The organism is Piscibacillus salipiscarius, from assembly GCF_042685285.1.
Taxonomy (GTDB): Bacteria; Bacillota; Bacilli; order Bacillales; family Alkalibacillaceae; genus Piscibacillus; species Piscibacillus salipiscarius.
The window spans coordinates 1-19961 of sequence record NZ_JBHUMZ010000007.1; the positions used below are offsets into that span (position 1 = coordinate 1).

Annotated in this window: 20 protein-coding genes; all 20 read right to left on the reverse strand. The window is 35.5% G+C overall.

The features are described 5' to 3' along the window. Positions 1 to 261 precede the first annotated feature (261 nt). The 20 genes from ACFSW4_RS00690 to spoIIIAE all read right to left on the reverse strand — a co-directional run bounded on the left by ACFSW4_RS00690 (position 262) and on the right by spoIIIAE (position 19953). The gene (locus ACFSW4_RS00690; RefSeq protein ID WP_377326806.1) at positions 262 to 1626 is read right to left on the reverse strand and encodes an aspartate kinase; all 1365 of its coding nucleotides are present in this window, start codon (positions 1624 to 1626) and stop codon (positions 262 to 264) included. Between the two features lie 301 nt (positions 1627 to 1927). Next, positions 1928 to 2716, reverse strand: coding sequence for a sporulation transcription factor Spo0A (gene spo0A, locus ACFSW4_RS00695; RefSeq protein ID WP_377326808.1), 789 nt, complete (start codon positions 2714 to 2716; stop codon positions 1928 to 1930). 230 nt (positions 2717 to 2946) lie between these two features. Beyond that, entirely contained in the window at positions 2947 to 4059 is a 1113-nt protein-coding gene (gene spoIVB / locus ACFSW4_RS00700; RefSeq protein WP_377326810.1) for a SpoIVB peptidase, read from the reverse strand. A gap of 138 nt (positions 4060 to 4197) precedes the next feature. Beyond that, entirely contained in the window at positions 4198 to 5916 is a 1719-nt protein-coding gene (gene recN / locus ACFSW4_RS00705) for a DNA repair protein RecN (RefSeq protein ID WP_377326812.1), read from the reverse strand. A gap of 15 nt (positions 5917 to 5931) precedes the next feature. After that, the gene (gene ahrC, locus ACFSW4_RS00710; protein ID WP_054752893.1) at positions 5932 to 6384 is read right to left on the reverse strand and encodes a transcriptional regulator AhrC/ArgR; all 453 of its coding nucleotides are present in this window, start codon (positions 6382 to 6384) and stop codon (positions 5932 to 5934) included. Between the two features lie 15 nt (positions 6385 to 6399). Next, positions 6400 to 7236: a TlyA family RNA methyltransferase gene (locus ACFSW4_RS00715; protein ID WP_377326814.1), complete on the reverse strand. Its 837-nt coding sequence runs from the start codon at positions 7234 to 7236 to the stop codon at positions 6400 to 6402. Positions 7237 to 7239: 3 nt separating this feature from the next. Beyond that, positions 7240 to 9132, reverse strand: a complete 1893-nt coding sequence (dxs, locus tag ACFSW4_RS00720) for a 1-deoxy-D-xylulose-5-phosphate synthase (RefSeq protein WP_377326816.1) — start codon at positions 9130 to 9132, stop codon at positions 7240 to 7242. A gap of 20 nt (positions 9133 to 9152) precedes the next feature. Continuing rightward, positions 9153 to 9743, reverse strand: a complete 591-nt coding sequence (locus tag ACFSW4_RS00725) for a hypothetical protein (RefSeq protein ID WP_377326818.1) — start codon at positions 9741 to 9743, stop codon at positions 9153 to 9155. Positions 9744 to 10441: 698 nt separating this feature from the next. Next, a complete protein-coding gene (locus ACFSW4_RS00730) occupies positions 10442 to 11317 on the reverse strand; it encodes a polyprenyl synthetase family protein (RefSeq protein ID WP_377326820.1) in 876 nt (291 codons plus the stop codon). Then, positions 11310 to 11561: an exodeoxyribonuclease VII small subunit gene (gene xseB / locus ACFSW4_RS00735; protein ID WP_054752895.1), complete on the reverse strand. Its 252-nt coding sequence runs from the start codon at positions 11559 to 11561 to the stop codon at positions 11310 to 11312. The genes ACFSW4_RS00730 and xseB overlap by 8 nt, the downstream gene beginning before the upstream one ends. Further along, positions 11554 to 12909 (reverse strand): exodeoxyribonuclease VII large subunit, encoded by a 1356-nt coding sequence (xseA, locus tag ACFSW4_RS00740; RefSeq protein ID WP_377326822.1) that lies wholly within the window; start codon positions 12907 to 12909, stop codon positions 11554 to 11556. The genes xseB and xseA overlap by 8 nt, the downstream gene beginning before the upstream one ends. A gap of 15 nt (positions 12910 to 12924) precedes the next feature. Further along, positions 12925 to 13773, reverse strand: coding sequence for a bifunctional 5,10-methylenetetrahydrofolate dehydrogenase/5,10-methenyltetrahydrofolate cyclohydrolase (locus ACFSW4_RS00745; protein ID WP_054752897.1), 849 nt, complete (start codon positions 13771 to 13773; stop codon positions 12925 to 12927). A 19-nt stretch (positions 13774 to 13792) separates the two neighbouring features. After that, entirely contained in the window at positions 13793 to 14167 is a 375-nt protein-coding gene (nusB, locus tag ACFSW4_RS00750) for a transcription antitermination factor NusB (protein ID WP_377326824.1), read from the reverse strand. 233 nt (positions 14168 to 14400) lie between these two features. Then, positions 14401 to 14802: an Asp23/Gls24 family envelope stress response protein gene (locus ACFSW4_RS00755; RefSeq protein WP_054752902.1), complete on the reverse strand. Its 402-nt coding sequence runs from the start codon at positions 14800 to 14802 to the stop codon at positions 14401 to 14403. After that, entirely contained in the window at positions 14803 to 16176 is a 1374-nt protein-coding gene (gene accC / locus ACFSW4_RS00760) for an acetyl-CoA carboxylase biotin carboxylase subunit (protein WP_377326826.1), read from the reverse strand. A gap of 14 nt (positions 16177 to 16190) precedes the next feature. Further along, entirely contained in the window at positions 16191 to 16700 is a 510-nt protein-coding gene (gene accB / locus ACFSW4_RS00765; protein WP_377326828.1) for an acetyl-CoA carboxylase biotin carboxyl carrier protein, read from the reverse strand. A gap of 183 nt (positions 16701 to 16883) precedes the next feature. Beyond that, positions 16884 to 17525, reverse strand: a complete 642-nt coding sequence (locus ACFSW4_RS00770; protein ID WP_054752904.1) for a SpoIIIAH-like family protein — start codon at positions 17523 to 17525, stop codon at positions 16884 to 16886. A gap of 3 nt (positions 17526 to 17528) precedes the next feature. After that, positions 17529 to 18161 (reverse strand): stage III sporulation protein AG, encoded by a 633-nt coding sequence (gene spoIIIAG / locus ACFSW4_RS00775; protein WP_377326830.1) that lies wholly within the window; start codon positions 18159 to 18161, stop codon positions 17529 to 17531. Positions 18162 to 18163: 2 nt separating this feature from the next. Continuing rightward, the gene (gene spoIIIAF, locus ACFSW4_RS00780) at positions 18164 to 18772 is read right to left on the reverse strand and encodes a stage III sporulation protein AF (protein ID WP_377326832.1); all 609 of its coding nucleotides are present in this window, start codon (positions 18770 to 18772) and stop codon (positions 18164 to 18166) included. An 11-nt stretch (positions 18773 to 18783) separates the two neighbouring features. Next, positions 18784 to 19953 (reverse strand): stage III sporulation protein AE, encoded by a 1170-nt coding sequence (spoIIIAE, locus tag ACFSW4_RS00785; protein WP_377326834.1) that lies wholly within the window; start codon positions 19951 to 19953, stop codon positions 18784 to 18786. Between the last annotated feature and the right edge of the window lie 8 nt (positions 19954 to 19961).

Genomic DNA, 19961 nt, shown 5'->3' on the forward strand with positions numbered 1-19961 from the left:
ACAGCATCATAACGGAGGGCCCTTTTTAATTCAAGAGGTGAAAACCTGATTCGATAGGAATGCTCCTGCAGGAACAGCACGAGCTGAAAATCACGCCAAACGAACAGTAGTGAGTTTGGGGAAGCCCGCGCCGTGCCTACGGAAAGCGAAGCATTTTGACGCAGCTAAAAAATGAAGACGAATATTAGGGATTGATCTCTCCTCTAATATTCGTCTTCTTCTAGATTAATACATATTTTGTCCCAACCGCTTTTTTTGTTTTTATCTAACTGGCATAGACGACTCAAAAAAGTCCTGGTATAGTGAATGAACCGTCTGATCAATATCTTCCTCACGAATTCCAAACATCATCGATACATCTGATGAACCTTGGTTAATCATTTGAATATTGACACCTGCTTTAGCAATTGCAGTCGTAGCAATAGCAGCAACATTTACTCTCCGACTCATTCCTTCACCGACGATCACAACCATTCCTAAATTGTGATTAATATCAATGTTATCTACATTTAGTTCTTGTTTAATTCGTCTAAGTAAGCGTTCTTCTTTCTTTTCTGTTAATTGATCTGATCGGACAATAACAGACATACTGTCTATCCCTGAAGGTGCATGCTCGAATGAAACACCTTCTTCAACTAAAATATTTAAAAGGTTTCGACCAAACCCTAGTTCCCTGTTCATTAAGTATTTACCAACATATATGCTTGAGAAGCCTTTATCACTTGCAATACCTACCACTGGTCCATTATGTTCCTCTTTTTCAGCTACAATCATTGTACCTGGAGCAGCTGGCTCGTTAGTGTTTTTAATGCAAACAGGAATGTTCTTATTAAATGCCGGGATTAATGCTTCATCATGAAATACAGAGAAACCAGAATATGACAACTCACGCATTTCTTTATAAGTTAAAGCTTTGATTTCTTTTGGACGTTCAACAATATTTGGATTAACACAATATACAGAACTTACATCTGTAAAATTCTCATATAGCTCAGCCTCAACACCTGCAGCTACAATCGAGCCAGTAATGTCCGAACCGCCTCTTGGGAATGTGGTTAAAACTCCTTTTTCTGTGTAGCCAAAAAATCCTGGAATAACAATTATTCCATCTTTGTCCCTAAGTTGATTAATTTTTTCATAACTGGAATCCAGTACTTGCGCATCCCCTGGCTGATCACTCACAATAATTCCTGCATCTTTTGGATTGACATAAGTAGCGTTTAAACCAATTTTGTTTAAATAAGCACTCAACACTCTTGCTAATGAATCTTCACCCATCGCTTTAAGTGCGTCTTTTAGATGCGCAGTATTATTTGTTTCATTTATAACATAGGTTGTTTCTTTTTTAACGCGACCTACAACGTCATCAGACAAGCCCAATTCTTGAGTAATAGATAAAAAACGGTCCACAATTTGATTTAATGTTTGGCTCGTATCTTGTCCACTGATGTGCTGTTCTCCAAGCTTAATAAATAAATCAGTTACTTTTATATCTTCATCATATCGTTTCCCTGGTGCAGAAACGACGATAAATTTACGCTTTTCGTCTTCTTTAATAATATTAGCAACTTTTTGTAACATCTTAGCGCTCGCAACTGAACTGCCACCAAATTTAGCAACTTTCATGTATGATCCCCTTCCGAATATGTAATACATTTTTACATTTTATCATTATGTATGTCATTAATGAAACTTGAAATTGTAGAGAACTCTGAAGAATCACGCAATATTTTAAAGCATAATAAGTTTACACAAACTTTTAAGAATAAAAATAACACCTCATTAAATGAGGTGCCTTTTAATCAAGATTTTACTGTTATTTATGTTTAATTTCTGAAGAGAAGTACCAACCATTTGTTAACATAAATCTCATTTTCATTAATTAACCTCCTCTTTTAACAAAGTTAAAAGAGGAGGTTAGGATTCTTTAGCTAACTTTATGTTCTAATCGTAATTTATCGGCAATCATAGCAATGAATTCAGAATTAGTTGGTTTTGCTTTAGAAACGCTTACAGTATAACCAAATATAGATGATAACGAATCAATATTACCTCGATTCCAGGCAACTTCTATTGCGTGACGAATCGCTCTTTCTACACGTGATGCCGTTGTATTATATTTTTTCGCAATATCTGGATATAAAACTTTTGTGATTGAACCTAAAAGCTCGATATCATGATAAACCATTGAAATGGCTTCTCGTAAATACATGTAACCTTTAATATGAGCGGGAACTCCTACTTCATGGATGATGGAAGTAATATTAGCGTCTAAGTCAATTTTCTTTGCGGGTTTAACTGCTGACTGGCCTGGCTGAGTGGACATTGGTTTTTGTTGAATGGCACCTGCAGCTTGTAAAACCTGCTCTTTGAGCAAGTCCAAATCAAACGGTTTCAACATATAGTATGTAGCACCTAACTCAACAGCTTTCTTAGTAACAGATTCATGGCCAAACGCAGTTAACATAATTACATTAGGAAGTTCATCGACTTCTAATTCACGCATTTTTTCTAGAACAGCTAAACCGTCAAGATGTGGCATAATAATGTCTAAGATGAGTACGTCTGGATTGGTGTCTTCAATTAATGTTAAGCATTCTCTACCATTATACGCTGTTCCCACTACTTCGACCAATTCCTCCTCACCAAAATAATTCTCTAACATGGTGACTAAGTCCCTGTTGTCATCTGCAATCCCTAAACGTACTTTTTCCATTAATGTAAACCTCCCAGATTTTTCTTCTGTCTTCACTTAACTTTATTCCATGTAATCCTGAAAAATCCTTCTTTTATCCGAAAAAAATTTAAATTATTTATATTTTTATTTAAATTCTAATAATTTCTTCTTTTTACGACAATTTTTGAGCTTTTTTAAAATTCTTTGTCGATTATATTAAATATACAAAAAATAAAGCACCAATCATATCGATTGATGCTTTAAACGTTTTAGCTGGCTTTATTTAATTCTTCATCTGACTCTATTTGTAACCCTGCTTCATTTAACATCCATTCTACATGTACACCATAGCCGCTTGTCGGATCATTTAAGAAAACATGTGTTACTGCCCCAACTAATTTTCCATCTTGAATAATTGGGCTTCCACTCATACCTTGTACGATGCCACCTGTTTTCTTTAGCAATTCAGGGTCAGTTATCTTAATAACCATCCCTTTAGTCTCAGGATTCTTACTTGGTACACTGCTAATTATTTCAATATCAAATGATTTAACCTCATCATCTTCAACAACGGTTAAAATTTTAGCTTTACCTTCCTTAACTTCATTAGATTTTGCAACAGGAATTGGATCATTATGGTTTTTTAAAATTGACTCATTATTTAATTTACCAAAAATACCGTAATCACTATTGATTGAAATGGTACCTAAACTATCGTCATCCATAGAAAAGCGTGCTTTCTTTTCACCGGGGGTACCATTTTTACCTTTATTAATTGACGTAATGTCAGAAGTTACAATTTTACCATTATATATGTCAATTGGTTTTTTCGTTTGATGATCCATGATAATGTGACCTAATGCACCATACTTCTTAGTATCTGGATGATAAAAAGTAAGTGTCCCAATACCTGCAGTTGCATCTCTGATAAATAAGCCTAAACGATAAGCCTCATCTTTTACATCATATATTGGATTAATGGACAAAGGAAAGATGTGCTCTTTTCGTTTTAAGAGTAGTTCTACTGGCTTCTTACTCTCTTCAAGTTTCTTCATCTCTTGGATAAACGCATTCATGTTTTCAATTTTTTCACCGTTTAATTGAAGAATAATATCACCAGTTTTAACACCAGCTTGTTCAGCTGTTGAGACTTTACCATCATCAGTTTGAACAGGACTAAAACCTACAACAATCACACCAGTTGTGTGTAATTTAACACCGACGGATTGACCGCCAGGAATGACTTCACTAACAGTTTCAGCGGAAACATGCGAGAATGGAATTAAAAACGAAACAAGGAGAATTAATTGTATGATTTGGCGAGACTTTTTCATGTTGACACTCCTCATTTCTTGATTAAGCTGTATGCTTAATTTGAGCATTTCGCATGCTTTTTAAACGATTAAAACACATGTAAAACAGTTTAAGATTTCCTACTTTGTGTATTATTGATGTGAATAAAAGTATAGGTGGATTTTAATAAGAAAAAGCGCCTTAGAGTTTACACTTTAAGGCGCATCCTATGCTTTAACGCTATTTCTTGCCTGCTTAATTAATTCTTCAGCATGTTGTAACGTTGTATCTGTAATTTCAGCACCTGACATCATGCGGCTTATTTCAAGAACAGCTTCTTTACGGTCTAACTCTTTGACTGCTGTCGTTGTACGATGGTCATTTTGATCCTTTTCAATAAGTAAATGTTGATCTGCCATGGCTGCAACTTGTGGTAAATGGGTAATACATAACACTTGAGAGTCATTTGATATTTGATGAATTTTTTCTGCAATGGATTGTGCCACTCGCCCACTAACACCTGTATCAACTTCATCAAAAATAACACTTGTCATGTTTTGATGTTCTGCAAAAATACTTTTAAGTGCTAACATAATCCTCGATATTTCACCACCAGATGCTACTTTTTGCATTGGTTTAAGCGGTTCACCTGGATTTGTACTTATCATAAACTGGATTTGGTCTAAACCATTTTTAGATAACTTTATTGTTTGACCTCTCCAATTTATATGCCCTTCAATCGTATTGAATTGAACATCAAATTGAGCTTTATCTAAATATAAATCCTTTAATTCAGCATGAATTGCTTGTTTAAGATTTTCACTTATTTGCTTTCGAACTTCATGTAACTGTTCTGCTTCTATAAGTGTGTCTTTTTCAACCTCATTTATTTGTTGTTCTAGCGAATGTAGATGAGTATCTTTATTCTCTAGTTGTTCTAATTCTTCTTCCATTTTAGCCATTAATTCCAATAATTCATTAACGTCTTTACCATATTTTCTCTTCAAACGATTAATTTCATGCAATCTTTTTTCAATTTCATTTAATCGCTCAGGTTGAAATTCCAGTTGATCTAGCTGATTTCTGAGGTCAAATGACAATTCTTCAATAGCATAATAATGATTTTTTAGATGTTCTGAAAGGTTTTTAAATGATTCGCTAACATCCTCTAGTTGCTCAAGTGAGGTCATCGCATGACTAAGAAAATCTAAACCCTTATTCTCACCATATAAGGCATAATACGTTGTTTGCAAATTTTCAAAAACCCGTTCAAAATTGGCTAACTGCTGACGTTCATCTTCAAGTTGTGAGTCTTCATCAATTTCTAGTTCTGCTTCAGTTAATTCATTATACTGAAATTTAATTAAATCAATTCTTTGTGCAATTTCTTGTTCATTTTCGGATAAATCTTTGTATCGCCTTAATAACCGTTCATAATCGTTAAACAAGATTAAATAAGATTCCTTCACTTGCGTTAACTTCTCATGTTGATATTCATCTAACAACTTAATATGTTGCTCAGGTTGCATTAGTGATTGAGTTTCATGCTGACTATGTATGTCTATAAGTGCTTGGCCAACTTCTTTAAGTATCCCTAACGTAATTAGCTTGCCATTAACCTTGCAAATGCTCTTACCTTTAGATGTAATTTGCCTCTGCAAAATTATACTTCCTTCATCATCTAAAGGAATATCAAACTGCCTTATAACGTTATATACCTGATGTTGATCATCTTCGATAAAGAAAATTCCTTCTAAGTTTGCACGATCAGCTTCATGTCTAACAAATTCAACAGAAGCTCTTGCTCCAGCTAACAACTGAATAGCATCAATAATAATGGATTTACCAGCTCCTGTTTCACCTGTTAAAACGGTTAAACCGTCTTTAAAACTTAAAGAAATTTCATCAATTATAGCAAAGTTTTTAATATTAATTTCTGCTAACACGTTAGCCACCTCAATTTAATTCAACATATCATTAAAACTGTCATATACTTCAACGCATTGTTCTGGAGAACGGCAGATGATCATACATGTATCATCACCACATAGTGTACCCATTATTCCATTCCAATCTAATTGGTCTAAAAGCGCTCCGACTGCTTGAGCATTCCCAGGAATTGTTTTTAACACAATAAAATGATCTGCTCGATCTATTGATACAAAACTATCTGTTAACATTCTTCTTAATTTTTGAACAGGATCATAACGTTGATCCTGAGGCAAACTATATTTATAAGTCCCATCATGATTAGGTACTTTTACTAATTGCAGTTCTTTAATATCCCTTGAGATCGTTGCTTGTGTAACAGGATAACCTAATTCATGGAACCGCTTTACCATTTCATCTTGAGTTTCAATCGTCTCTTTAGATATTAATTCACGAATTTTCATCAATCGCTGTGCTTTTTTCACTTAAATACCACCAACTTAATTATTCGATTTTTTCTTTTGGCTAAAGTCTTGGTGTGCTAATTGAACCACTTCACTAATGCGAGATGAGTTTATATCTGTTTGTGGTACGTCACCCGTCCATCTTGCATGCAGTAAAAACTCAATATTTCCATCTCCACCTGTAATTGGTGAGTAATCTAATCCAAGTAAATCAAAACCTTCATCATAAACAAAATTCGTAATGGTTCGAATAACTTCTTCATGAATTTTTGGATCTCTAATGATACCTTTTTTACCAACTTGTTCTCGTCCAGCTTCAAATTGGGGTTTTATTAGAGCGACAATATCAGATTGGTCTAATAATAAATGCTTTAATACAGGAAAAATTAATTTTAATGATATGAACGAAACATCTGTCACAGCCATATTTGGAAGGCCATGATTTAAATCATCTAGTGTAACATAACGAAAGTTTGTTCTTTCCATAACATGTACTCTAGGGTCATTTCTTAATTTCCAATCTAATTGATTATAACCAACATCTATGGCATATACCTCTTTCGCGCCATTTTGCAAAGAACAATCCGTAAATCCACCAGTTGATGAGCCGATATCCATGACTAGACGGTCATTTAATGAGATCTTAAAAACCTTTAACGCTTTCTCAAGTTTAAGACCACCTCTGCTAACATATGGAATAGCTTTACCTTTTACCGTTACGTCTATAGCAGGATCTATTTTCAATCCTGGTTTATCTAAACGTTCTGTATGATGAAATACCAAACCAGCCATAATTGAACGCTTTGCTTTTTCTCTTGAATCAAAAAAACCTTTTTCAACTAAAAATGTATCTAAACGAACTTTCTTACTCATACTCTAAGCTCTTTTCTCTTTTGTTGGGACCATCTCTTTTAACTGATCCATTACTCCGCTCTTTGTAAGACCAACTTCTTCAAGCAATTCATTTACGCTACCGTGCTCAATAAAGCGGTCAGGAATACCCATTCTTTTTACATAAGGCATTGGTTTATTTTCTTGTTCAAAAAATTCAAGCACTGCACTACCAAACCCACCTTTAAGAGCATGTTCCTCTAAGGTCAACATTGGGATTTGACTCTTATATAACTCTTTAAGCAGTTTGGAATCGAGTGGTTTAATAAACCTTGCATTGACTACTTTAATGGAATAATCTTCTTTTTCAAGTTCATTAGCAGCATCTAACGCTAAATCAATCATCGTGCCAAAGGTTAAAATAACCGCATCCTCACCTTCTTTGAGAACTTCCCACTTTCCAATTGGTAGTTTTTGAAGTGGTCTCTCCTCAGGTGCCGATTTGGCGTTACCTCGTGGATATCTAACGGCTATTGGTCCACTTTGATGCTCTAATGCTGTGTAAACCATATCCTGGCATTCATCTGCATCTTTAGGCATCATAATCGATATATTTGGTAAATCTCTAAGGAAGGATATATCAAATACGCCTTGGTGTGTCTCACCATCTGCACCGACTAATCCTGCACGATCAATTCCAAATGCTACATTTAAGTTTTGACGGCAAATATCATGCACAACTTGGTCAAAACCTCTTTGCAAGAATGTGGAATAAATCGACAAGAATGGTTTTAGCCCTTGAGTTGCTACACCACCAGCTAATGTCGTTGCATGCTGTTCAGCAATTCCTACATCAAAAAGCCTGTCCGGAAATTTCTTTTTAAAATCTTCAAGTTTTGAACCAACTGTCATCGCAGGAGTTATAGCCACTACATCTCGGTCTTTGTCGGCAACTTTCATAAGTGTATCGCTTACAATTTTACTCCAACCAGGACCATTAGACGCTTTTTTCATACTTTCTCCTGATTCAATTTTATAAGGGCCAACGCCATGCCATGTTCCAATTTTATCGGATTCAGCTGGTTGGTATCCCTTACCTTTTTTGGTTATGACATGAACGAGTATTGGTCCTTCTGTCTTTTTAGCATATTGAATGGAATTAAATAAATCATCAAAATCATGCCCATCAACAGGTCCATAATAAGTGAATCCCATTTCTTCAAAAAACATGCCTGGCACAACTAAATACTTCATACTGTCTTTAACACGTTCAGCAGCAGTGGCTAAACGACCGCCAACAGCCGGTACTTTTTTCATAAGCCATTCAAGCTCATCTTTAACCCAATTGTATTTTTGCCCGCTTCTTAATCTACCTAGTATATTGTGGAGCGCACCAACGTTTGGAGCAATCGACATTTCATTATCATTTAAAATTACAATTATATTCTTCTTTTCACTTCCAATATGGTTTAAAGCTTCTAAAGCCATGCCACCAGTTAAGGCACCATCACCTATAACTGGCACAACAGAATGGTCCTCTCCTTTAATATCCCTAGCAATTGCCATACCCATTGCAGCAGATAAAGAAGTTGAACTATGCCCTGTTTCCCAAATATCATGTTCGCTCTCATTCATTTTCGGGAAACCACATAGACCTTTGTATTGTCTTAATGTTGAAAATTGATCAGTTCTACCTGTTAACATTTTATGAACATAAGATTGATGTCCTACATCCCAAATAAATTTATCTTTAGGGCTATCAAAGGCATGATGCAACGCTAATGTTAATTCTACTACACCTAAATTAGGTCCTAAATGTCCTCCAGTAACAGACAGTTCTTGTATTAGGAACTGTCTAATTTTTTCACTTAAACCTTTAAGTTCTTCAATTGATAATGCTTTAATATCTGAAGGATGTTTAATTTCTTTAAGATCCAAGTGGACCACTCACCTTTATACTATATTTCTTGCTTATTATTTTTCTTTTTTAATGAAGGTAAAATTCGTATATTCAGTTTATTTTCTACAAAAAATGCTAATTTACCTGCAAACAATATAATTTGTGTGGATTTCGTCATTGCTAATGTTTTTCCAAAAGCCTTACCACCAACAGTAAGTGCTGCTACAATGCTAGTTAACACAATTGAAAGGGTTGGTCTCCCTGTATTAAATACATCAACTAATTGTGTTACCACTAATGCCGCAGCTGTACCACTAACAATACCAGCAATATCACCAATTACATCGTTACAAAACGATGCAAAACGGTCAGCATTTCTGACAATAACAATTGATTCTTTTGCACCTGTCACTTTTTCGGCTGCCATGGCATGAAAAGGTTGTTCAGTCGCAGCAGCTGCTGCTATTCCCATCATATCAAACACAACGCCTATAAAAACAATAATAAATACAATAATTAATCCAATTGTCCATATTGTCCCGTCTAAAGCGACATTAGATACAATTGAAAAAATGGCCGCTAACACGAAAGTGATAACGGCGATACTTATACTAAAATTTAGTGATCTTTTTAAAGTTTTTCTATTCATAAATACCTCGTAGTTGTACAAATTAAAAACAAACACTTTATATGTAGATAGGGATGGTCACTTAAAAGGTAAATATTGCGGCTTAGGTCCAGTAGGTTTTCCCAATCCGGTGCCGTGTGTTGCCACATCGGTGGTTCCCCTTTAAACCGAACTTAACTGCGTCACCACAGCTAGACTGGACTACCACTTAGTCCACACTACAATCCCTTTTAAGTGTCCCGAGAACAGTCTAGGAGTTTTCCTCGACAGTCTTTAACCACTTCCTAGCCTCTTTTGCAGTGTTTATTTCATACAATGTCAACAGCACGTCCTCGGTGGCCATCCGATTCAATGCTTTTAATTGTAATCCCCTAAACACCACTCAAGGCAGGCTACGCTGCAAATAAGGATCCTAACCTTATAGTGCAGGTTCATACCCCATTTCGTACCCCATTAAGCGCGATTAATGGGGCACAATAATGGGCCTCCGCGGAAGTAGGGTCAACGCCCACATGCCTTTGTGGATCGCCCTACAACCTTAACTCCCAGCATTGACCCAAGGCTGGGCGCCTCAAGCCAACACCAGGAACTTCATCGATGTGCCCTTTGGCGGATTTTTAGGCCCGCCTTCAGAAGTGGAGGACCGACTAGAATACTGCACCACCCCTATTGCAATGACTATTTTACCATATTCGGGCGATTGTAACAATTATTTGGGGTTAAGAATGACGATTACCAAAGACATCTAATAGTTCTAACAATAAAGGCTGATCAATACCTGACTCACCATACTTCTCCTTAGCTAATCCCATATATTTCTCTTTTATTTTCATTGCTTCATCTAAACCTAAAATTTGAGGATATGTGCTTTTATTACGTTCTTCATCGCTGCCAACAGGTTTACCAATAACAGCTATATCACCCTCAACATCTAAAATATCATCTTGTATTTGAAAAACTAACCCTAAATATTTACCAAATTCATCTAAAGCTTCTATTTGGGGAGGTGTTGCCCCGCCTAAATATGCTCCAATTTTAATTGCTGCTCTAATAATGGCCCCTGTTTTGAGCTGATGTATGTCATTTAACTCAGTTTCTTCTAATTGCCTGTCTTCTGCTTTTAAATCTAAATGTTGGCCAGCAATCATTCCTTCATAACCAGCAGATTGACTTAACTGTTGGATCGTATAAATTTTTTCTTCTGCTTCCAATTGCGAGGACGTGGAAACGACATTAAATGCGTAAGTTAAAAGTCCATCACCAACTAATATAGCAGTTGCTTCATCAAATCTGCGGTGTAAGGTTGCTTGCCCTCTGCGAAAATCATCATCATCCATAGCTGGCAAATCATCATGGATTAATGAATATGTATGAATCATTTCTAACGCTATTGCAGGATCAACAATCTTATCTGTATTATTTTTGAAAGCTTCATAAGTCACCATCATTAAGATTGGTCTTAGCCTTTTCCCCCCCGCTTCAATGGAATAAAACACAGCCTGTTTGAAATCATCTGGGATGTTTAATTGATTTAACCTATCGATTAGTATGGAATTAAGATTAAGTTGCTGGTCTTTAATATATTGTTCAATCACGATTAGATTCTTCCTCCATTTGATATGGTACAGCTTCACCTGACTCTTTCATAACTTCAGTGATTTCTTCTTCAACTGATTGTAATTTTTGATTACAATAATTCGACAACTTCATACCTTCTTTATAGTATTCTATAGCTTGTTCAAGCGGAACATCACCTTCTTCTAACTTCTCAACAATACCTTCAAGCTTTTGCATCGCTTGCTCAAACGTCAATTCTTGTTTTTGGTTATCATCAGTCATAGCTATTCTCCTCCTTTGTTTCAATTCCAGAAACTTGACAGTCAATCAATCCATCCTTTATTGAGATTTTTAACGCGTCACCTTCGGCTACCTGCCTTGTTGACTTAATAATCTCATCGCCTTTAAACGTGATGGAATATCCCCTCTTCATCGTTTCTAATGGATTTAATATGGATAATTTGTTTAATTGATTTTGGAATTGACTGTTTTGATTGGTTATTTCTTTTTTTATTGCTTGATTTAAACGATTTTTCTTATAGGATAATTCTTGGCTCTGCTGAAGTACCATTGACATTGGTTTAAACGTAAAAAGCCGCTTTTGTGACTGATTTAGTTCTGTTTGTTTTTGTCTAAAATAAGTTTTGATTGTTCGATTAAGTCTTTGTACATGCCGATCTAAATCCTGTTCCTTTTGCCTTGTTAAATGAATTGGATATTTAAATGCATATGCCTGATTTAGGGACCTTAACCTGTCTTTATATGAATTTAAACGATACTGTAAGGTTTGTTGCAGCCTGTTAGTGTCTGTTAACAACTGCTTTTTAAGATCTAAAATTGAAGGTACAGCTAATTCAGCAGCTGCAGTTGGAGTTGGCGCTCTTAAATCTGCAACAAAGTCACTAACTGTGAAGTCTGTTTCGTGTCCCACGGCTGAAATAACTGGAATTTTAGATGAAGCAATTGCTCTTGCTACAACCTCTTCGTTAAATGCCCATAACTCCTCAATTGAGCCTCCACCTCGACCGACAATAATCGTATCAAATTGATTTATTTTATTAGCAAACTGAATCGCACGAACAATGGAAGGTGCAGCTTGTTCACCTTGAACAGATACAGGGAAAATGGTCCGTCTAGCATTTGGATATCGCCTTTTTAAAGTGGTTATAATATCACGAACGGCAGCCCCTGTAGGAGATGTGATGATTGCTATCCGATTTGGGAATTTAGGTATTGGTCTCTTTCGTTCTTGATTGAATAGTCCTTCGAATTCCAATTTCTTTTTCAATTCTTCGTAAGCTAAAAATAATGCGCCAATTCCATCTGGCTGCATACTCTGAACATATATTTGATACTGCCCTTGAGGTTCATAAACAGATAAATCGCCTCTGACTAACACTTTCATTCCATTTTCAGGTTTAAATTTTAAATAACGGTTTTGTGAGGCAAACATCACTGCTGAGATTCTTGCATTTTGATCTTTTAGTGTAAAATACATATGTCCTCTTGAGTGATGGTTAAAGTTTGAGATCTCCGCTTGAAGCCAAACATTTTTCAGATGTGAATCCGTATCAAATTTACGTTTAATATATTTGGTCAAAGCTGTAACAGTCAAATATTGTTTCTCCACTCGTAAAACTCCCTTTTATATGAAGCTTTTTGCAACTTTAACAGTATTATGTAAAAGCATTGTAATTGTCATTGGGCCGACACCTTTTGGAACGGGGGTAATTTTCTGTACTTTATCTTTAACCGCTTCAAAATCAACATCACCAACTACCCTACCATCATCTAAAAATGTATTTCCAACATCAATGACGACTGCTCCTTCTTTAACGTCTTGTGCCTTAATGGTAGCTGCTTTACCTGTTGCAACTATTAGAAGGTCAGCTTGCCTTGTAATTTTAGATAATTGTTCAGTCTTAGAATGACAGTACGTTACCGTTGCATCTTGATTTAAGAGTAACTGCCCTACTGGTTTTCCGACAATGTTACTTCTTCCTACAACAACTGCATGTTTCCCTGATAAATCAACTTGATAGTATTCTAACAGTTTCATAATCCCTAGTGGTGTACAGGGTACTAATGAATCATGACCAATTTGCATTCTTCCAATATTAATTGGGTGAAATCCATCTACATCTTTAACAGGGTCAATATATTCAAGCACTCGTTTTTCATTAATATGATTAGGAAGAGGTAGTTGAACTAAAATACCATGTACTGTATTGTCTTCATTCAATTTATTGATCTGTTCAAGTAGTTCATCTTCAGAAATATTTTCATTCAATTCGATGACTTGTGATGCTATTCCTACCTTATGACACGCTTTTTGCTTCATTCTAACGTATGTTTTTGATGCGGGGTTTTCACCGATAATTAACACAGTTAATTTAGGGTGAATGTCGCTATCTATTAATACATTAACATCCTCTTTTATATTTTCTCGCATTTCATTTGCGAGGACATTTCCGTACATAATTGTTGCAGGCATCTTTTTCACCTACTCTCTCTTACATAAATTTAGACAGAACGCCGTTTATAAACTTACCTGACTGATCTTCATTAAATCGTTTCGCTAACTCCACAGCTTCGTTGATTGTAACTTCTCTAGGTACATCGTCAACATAAAGCATTTCATAAACAGCGATTCTAAGTACCGTCTTTTCAACCGTTGCAATACGATTAAACGACCATTTTTCGAGTTTATCCGAAATAGCTTGATCTATTTCACTTAAGTGTTCTAACACGCCTGTTATCAGTTTTTTACTGTAATCATTTAAATCTTCTAATGTTTCACTAATATGATCTATTGAAACATCTTTATTGATATCTATTTGGTATAATGCTTGAATAGCTTTTTCTCGAGCAAAAGTTCTTTCTTTCATAATTACTTCTCCTTTAGGTGTCAAATATCCTTTTATATCCTACCACGTTCAATATTAGTTTACCATGATTTTTATGTGTTAGTAACAATTCCAAAAGACGTTAAAGAACTTAGTTTACATAAAAGTTATTAGGTACTAAGGAAAATGAACGAAGTAGCGATTATACGCCTATAAACATCTCAATAATTGAAAAAACTTGCTAGGGATTCCCCAGCAAGTTAGATGATCATACATTATGACTTTGTTTCTTGATTTAATTCATCTTGTTTATCCTCAATTTGAACACCAACAACATGAACGTTTATTTCCAGAATTTCTAGTGCTGTCATATTTTTTAATGTTGAACGAATACTGTCCTGAATCTTTTGTGCTACAGTTGGTATTGAGATGCCATAATCCAATACAGTAAAAACATCAATGACAATACCTTGTTCAGATAAATCCACTCTTACACCTTTACCGTGCTTTTTCTTACCGAAGCGTTCAGTTACGTTGGATGCTAAATTGCCACGCATATTTGCAACGCCAGACACTTCATTAGCAGCAATACCAGCTATCACTTCAATAACTTCAGGTGCAATTTCAACTTTTCCTAGCTGATCGTCACTTACGTTAAGTAGTTGCTTATCTTCCATTTAGTTCACCTCTTCAGACGATTCTTCAGATAATACATCATACTCTTCTAGGAATTTAGTGTTAAATTCCCCACCAACAAATACAGGGTGATTCATCATACGTTTGTGGAATGGAATGGTGGAATGAATTCCTTCAATGATAAATTCATCAAGAGCACGATTCATTCTTTTTACTGCTTCTTCTCTAGTATTACCATAAGTGATTAATTTTGCAATCATCGAATCGTAGAAAGGCGGAATATTCCACCCAGAATAAGCAGCAGAATCTACTCGAACGCCTAAGCCGCCTGGTGAAAGATACATTTCAACTTTTCCTGCTGAAGGCATAAAATTACGGAAAGGGTCTTCCGCATTAATACGGCATTCTATTGCCCAGCCCTCAAACTTAATATCTTCTTGCTTGAAGGAAAGTTTTTCTCCATTGGCAACTTTAATTTGCTCTTTAATCAAGTCTTTGCCTGTGACCATTTCAGTAACAGGGTGTTCCACTTGAATTCTAGTGTTCATTTCCATGAAATAAAAAGTACCTCGTTTACGATCATAGATAAACTCAATCGTACCAGCACCTACATAATTAACTGCTTCTGCTGCTTTAACAGCAGCATTTCCCATTTCTTGACGTGTCTTTTCATCAATGGCCGGAGAAGGTGTCTCTTCGATTAATTTTTGTAAACGACGCTGAATTGTACAATCACGTTCACCTAAATGTACTGTGTTTCCGTGTTTGTCAGCCAGCACTTGAATTTCAACGTGGCGAAAATCTTCAATAAATTTCTCAAGATATACGCCAGGATTACCAAAAGCTGTTTCTGCTTCGTTTTGTGTTAAACGAATCCCTTTAACTAGCTCTTCTTCATCTCTAGCGACGCGAATACCTTTACCACCACCGCCAGCAGTTGCTTTTATAATCACAGGATAACCAATTTCCTCAGCAATTTTCTTGCCCTCTTCGGCATTCTGAATGATTCCCTCTGAACCAGGGACTATTGGTACATTTGCGTTACGCATAGTCTCACGGGCAACGTCTTTTGTCCCCATTCTCGAGATGGCATCAGCACTTGGACCAATAAAGGTAACATTACACTCTTCACACATCTCAGCAAAATCAGCGTTTTCAGATAAAAACCCATAACCAGGGTGAATGGCATCTGAATTGGTCAGTTTTGCCAAACTCATGATATTCGTTTTATTAAGATAGCTGTCTTTACTTAGCGTAGGACCTACACAATAAGCTTCATCCGCTAATTGCACATGAAGTGCATCTTGGTCTGCCTCTGAATAAATTGCGACAGTCTCGATTCCTAACTCTTTACAAGCACGAATAACGCGAACTGCTATTTCTCCTCTGTTTGCAACTAATACTTTTTGAATCACGGACAATCCCTCCCTTATTTTTTCTTCACTCTAAATAGTGGTTGTCCGTATTCAACTAGTTCTCCGTTATCTACTAGTCTTTCAACGATTTCACCTTTGACTTCCGCTTCAATCTCGTTAAATAATTTCATTGCTTCAACAATACAGACAACAGAATTTGACTCCACTATGTCTCCTTCTTTCACATATGGGTCATCATCAGGAGACGGTGATTCATAAAATGTACCGACCATTGGTGATACAATTTCATGGTCAAAATCCGTTTGAGAAGCTGGTTTTTCTTCAGTTTTCTCTGATTTAACTTCTTCTTTAGGCTCTTCTGTAACTTCAGCCTTTGGTTCAGCACTAACTGCTTTTGGCTGTTCTACTACTTTTTGTTCAGTATGTGGTTGATTAACAGTTACAACTTCACCATTGCTCTTTTTTAATGTAATCGTGGTACCATTTGATTCATAAGTAAAATCTGAAATAGAAGATTCATCGATCAATTTGATTAATTCTCGAACTTCTTGTACTTTTAGCATAATATTGGCACTCCTTTTACTTTTATTAACAGGTACTAATAATTCCTACTAATTATTGTACGATAAATTGCTTAAAAACTTCAACTTATCTTTTGAATTTTTAAATTCATTAATCGATTAATCTATTATAAACAATAAATCCCATACCGTTTCGATATGGGACTTCTAAAATATCATTATATTTTATACATCATCTTCTTGTAAGCTCACTATAACGTTCATAACTCCAAATTCATCTCTAGCCATTTGCATTAATTGATTCGCATCTGTCTTAGATAATTCCTCTGAAATAACTGTAATTTTAACTGAGTCTTCTTCTTTTTGTACTAATACATCTCGGTAGTCTTTTTCATAACGAATCGTATTTTCCAAAATTGTCTCTTTCTGAGCAACAGTACGAATATCTTGAATCTCTTCCATCGCCTCATTAACTTCTTCTGGTGATGAATTAGATGATGCTAAAACTGATTCCCACTGTTCAATTAATTGTTCTCTAGTATCTTGTTTTTCTAAGCGTGTTGTAGCAAATAGATCATCTACACTCATACCTGATACATCAAGGTTGCTATCTCCATTTTCACCTTCGCCTTCACCATTACCTTCTTCTTTATTACCTTCATTTTCATTGCCTTCATTTTCATTGCCTTCATTTTCATTGCCTTCTTCTTTATTGTTGTCTTCTCCATTTTGATTTTCTTCCGTTTGTTCATCATCATCCGTACCAACCACTTCAACATCATTAGGTGACGTCATATAAAAGACACTTAATACAATTAATAGACTCAACATTGTAATTAACCATACAGTTTGTTTTTTCAATACCATAAATTATTCCTCCTTATCTTTTGGCAAAACTGAAATTCGGTGCGTTGAAACATCTAATAATCTTGATACTGCTTCAACAACCACTTGTTTCTTCTGTGGATTATCAACCCCCTCCGCAATAATTAGGACACCTCTAACGGACGGATATTTCTGTTGAATTAGTAGTGGTTCTTCAGAATTATTTTTTCTAAGAATGACAGTTTGATTTTCTACTGTTTCATCTTCAACTTCTCTTGTACCACCATTTTGATCTGTCTCACTCGTCCGCTGGCTACCTTTTATAGTGTTTTTTTCATAAACTTTGAGTGATGAAGCTTCTAATTGGAGCATAACTTGTACATTTGAAACGCCTTGTAAAGCTTCTAAAGCTGTTGCTAACTCACCTTGCATCTGATTCCTTAATTCACTTGCAACATCATCACCTGAACTCGTTTGACTTTCCTCATTTTTATCAAGAAAGACCTCCTCCTCATTTGTGATGGGAGCTGGTTCTTGCTGATCAGAATTATTCGAGAAAACACTTGAAACAATTAGAAATAGTAAACCCAACAGACCAATAAGAATAATGTATGATCTTTTGGTGGGTCGGTTACTTTCGTCTTTCATTTTTAGAAACCTTTTTAGAGTTTGGAACATACTTACTCCCCTTCCCAAATAAGTTGAATTTGGCTAATTGAAAGATTTAACTTTGATGCCACCATCTTTTTCACTTTTTGTTCTAACGCTCCGTCCTGTTGTTGTTCTTCTTTAGTTGGAATCCGGACAATCTCTATATCTTGAATCTGGTTGTCCATCTTTTTTGTGACATAAAATTTGATAGTTTTGATCTGATCGACGTTAACATCTTCAAGTTTATTTGAATCATCCAAACTAATCTCAACTGTTTGTAAGTCAAGGTTGAATTGCTCTTGTAAGTCTTTCTCAACCAACTCTCTTATTTCCAGTTGTAACTGTTCTAATATATATGCATGTTGTGATGCTTGTATTTCACTTTTTTTAGAATTTATTTCATTTTCTAAATCCTCATCCATCATTTCACTTACCTTCGACTCCCAAGAATCTACGTATTGGTTAGGGTTTATATTAAACAATTGTGTTAATGGATGTAGGAATAACAAGAATATAACTAATCCAAAAACTAGTCTGATAGCTTGGTCATGTTTAGTTGATGGTATGAGAAGAGAAATAATAGTTGCTAGAAAAATAAAAAATACAATTTGCGAAACCCAATTTGATATAAACGACAAATGATCACCTCTTATCGAACCATCAAAGTTAAATTACCGACTATTATGAGCATGACTAGTGCAAAAAAGAACATGATTGATACTGCTAACAAAGCTGCCAATATATAAAAAATATGTTTTCCCATCGTTTCGATTGCATCTGTAATTGGTCCATCTGCAACTGGTTGTAATAAAGCTGCTGATAATCTAAAAATTAATCCTAGAACAAAAACTTTTAATACCGGAAATAGCGTAATAATTAATATCAAAACAACCCCAGCTATTCCGATAGAGTTTTTTAATAGAACGGATGCTGATAAAACTGTGTCTGTTGCATCCGTGAACATTCTCCCAATGACTGGAATAAAGTTGCTCGTTACAAATTTTGCAGCCCTAATTGCAACCCCGTCTGCTACTGCTGCATTAACCCCTTGAAGAGACATAATTGAGATAAACAGGGTCAAGAACACACCTAATATAATGAATGCAACCTGTTTAATAAGGTCTGCTAATTTTGTCACGTTATATTCGTTGTTGATTGTGCTAGCAATGTTTAAAATAGCTGATAGGAAAAATAAAGGTAAAACAACTTTGCCAATTAAAATTCCACTAACCTGCACAAAAGTTAGAATAACTGGAGAAAAAAATGCCACTGAGGCCACATTACCGAACGCTGCCATAAGACTTAACATTAAAGGCAACAGAGCTAGCATGAAATTACCCATTCCGTCGATAGCACCAGTTGTATATTGAACGGCATTATAAAAGCTAGTAACTGCAATCGTTAATAAAACACCAAAAATAACTAGATAACTAACTTTTGATACCGTTTTATTTTCAAAAGAGCCGATTAATAACTTTAAAAAGACACTTAATAACGTTAAAAAAATCAACATCCCTAATAATTTTCCGTTAACAATCCACTCATCAACGAAGAATTTAATAATTCCCGAGAACCAGTACTTAATTGAAAAGACAGATCCATCTTGAACCGAGTCAAGCCAATGATCTTGGTCTGAAAAAGGTAGATATTCTCTGTAGTTAGCAAGTATTTGCTGCCATTGAGCTTGCATTTCTTCACTTTCTGCCCACTCTTCAGGCACTTTAAAAAGTTGCTCTTGTTGTTCAGTTGCTGAAGCGTTTGATGCAAAAATCATAACGATGAATACAGCGCAAATGACGGTGAACGATATTTTCTTCATAAGACGAT

What these genes read in the sequence shown, in the direction of transcription:
- ACFSW4_RS00690 (WP_377326806.1), bottom strand. Translation starts at nt 1,626, where the DNA reads ATGAAAGTTGCTAAATTTGGTGGCAGTTCAGTTGCGAGCGCTAAGATG.
- spo0A (WP_377326808.1), bottom strand. Translation starts at nt 2,716, where the DNA reads ATGGAAAAAGTACGTTTAGGGATTGCAGATGACAACAGGGACTTAGTC.
- spoIVB (WP_377326810.1), bottom strand. Translation starts at nt 4,059, where the DNA reads ATGCTCAAATTAAGCATACAGCTTAATCAAGAAATGAGGAGTGTCAAC.
- ACFSW4_RS00715 (WP_377326814.1), bottom strand. Translation starts at nt 7,236, where the DNA reads ATGAGTAAGAAAGTTCGTTTAGATACATTTTTAGTTGAAAAAGGTTTT.
- ACFSW4_RS00725 (WP_377326818.1), bottom strand. Translation starts at nt 9,743, where the DNA reads ATGAATAGAAAAACTTTAAAAAGATCACTAAATTTTAGTATAAGTATC.
- xseB (WP_054752895.1), bottom strand. Translation starts at nt 11,561, where the DNA reads ATGACTGATGATAACCAAAAACAAGAATTGACGTTTGAGCAAGCGATG.
- ACFSW4_RS00745 (WP_054752897.1), bottom strand. Translation starts at nt 13,773, where the DNA reads ATGCCTGCAACAATTATGTACGGAAATGTCCTCGCAAATGAAATGCGA.
- nusB (WP_377326824.1), bottom strand. Translation starts at nt 14,167, where the DNA reads ATGAAAGAAAGAACTTTTGCTCGAGAAAAAGCTATTCAAGCATTATAC.
- ACFSW4_RS00755 (WP_054752902.1), bottom strand. Translation starts at nt 14,802, where the DNA reads ATGGAAGATAAGCAACTACTTAACGTAAGTGACGATCAGCTAGGAAAA.
- accB (WP_377326828.1), bottom strand. Translation starts at nt 16,700, where the DNA reads ATGCTAAAAGTACAAGAAGTTCGAGAATTAATCAAATTGATCGATGAA.
- ACFSW4_RS00770 (WP_054752904.1), bottom strand. Translation starts at nt 17,525, where the DNA reads ATGGTATTGAAAAAACAAACTGTATGGTTAATTACAATGTTGAGTCTA.
- spoIIIAG (WP_377326830.1), bottom strand. Translation starts at nt 18,161, where the DNA reads ATGTTCCAAACTCTAAAAAGGTTTCTAAAAATGAAAGACGAAAGTAAC.
- spoIIIAE (WP_377326834.1), bottom strand. Translation starts at nt 19,953, where the DNA reads ATGAAGAAAATATCGTTCACCGTCATTTGCGCTGTATTCATCGTTATG.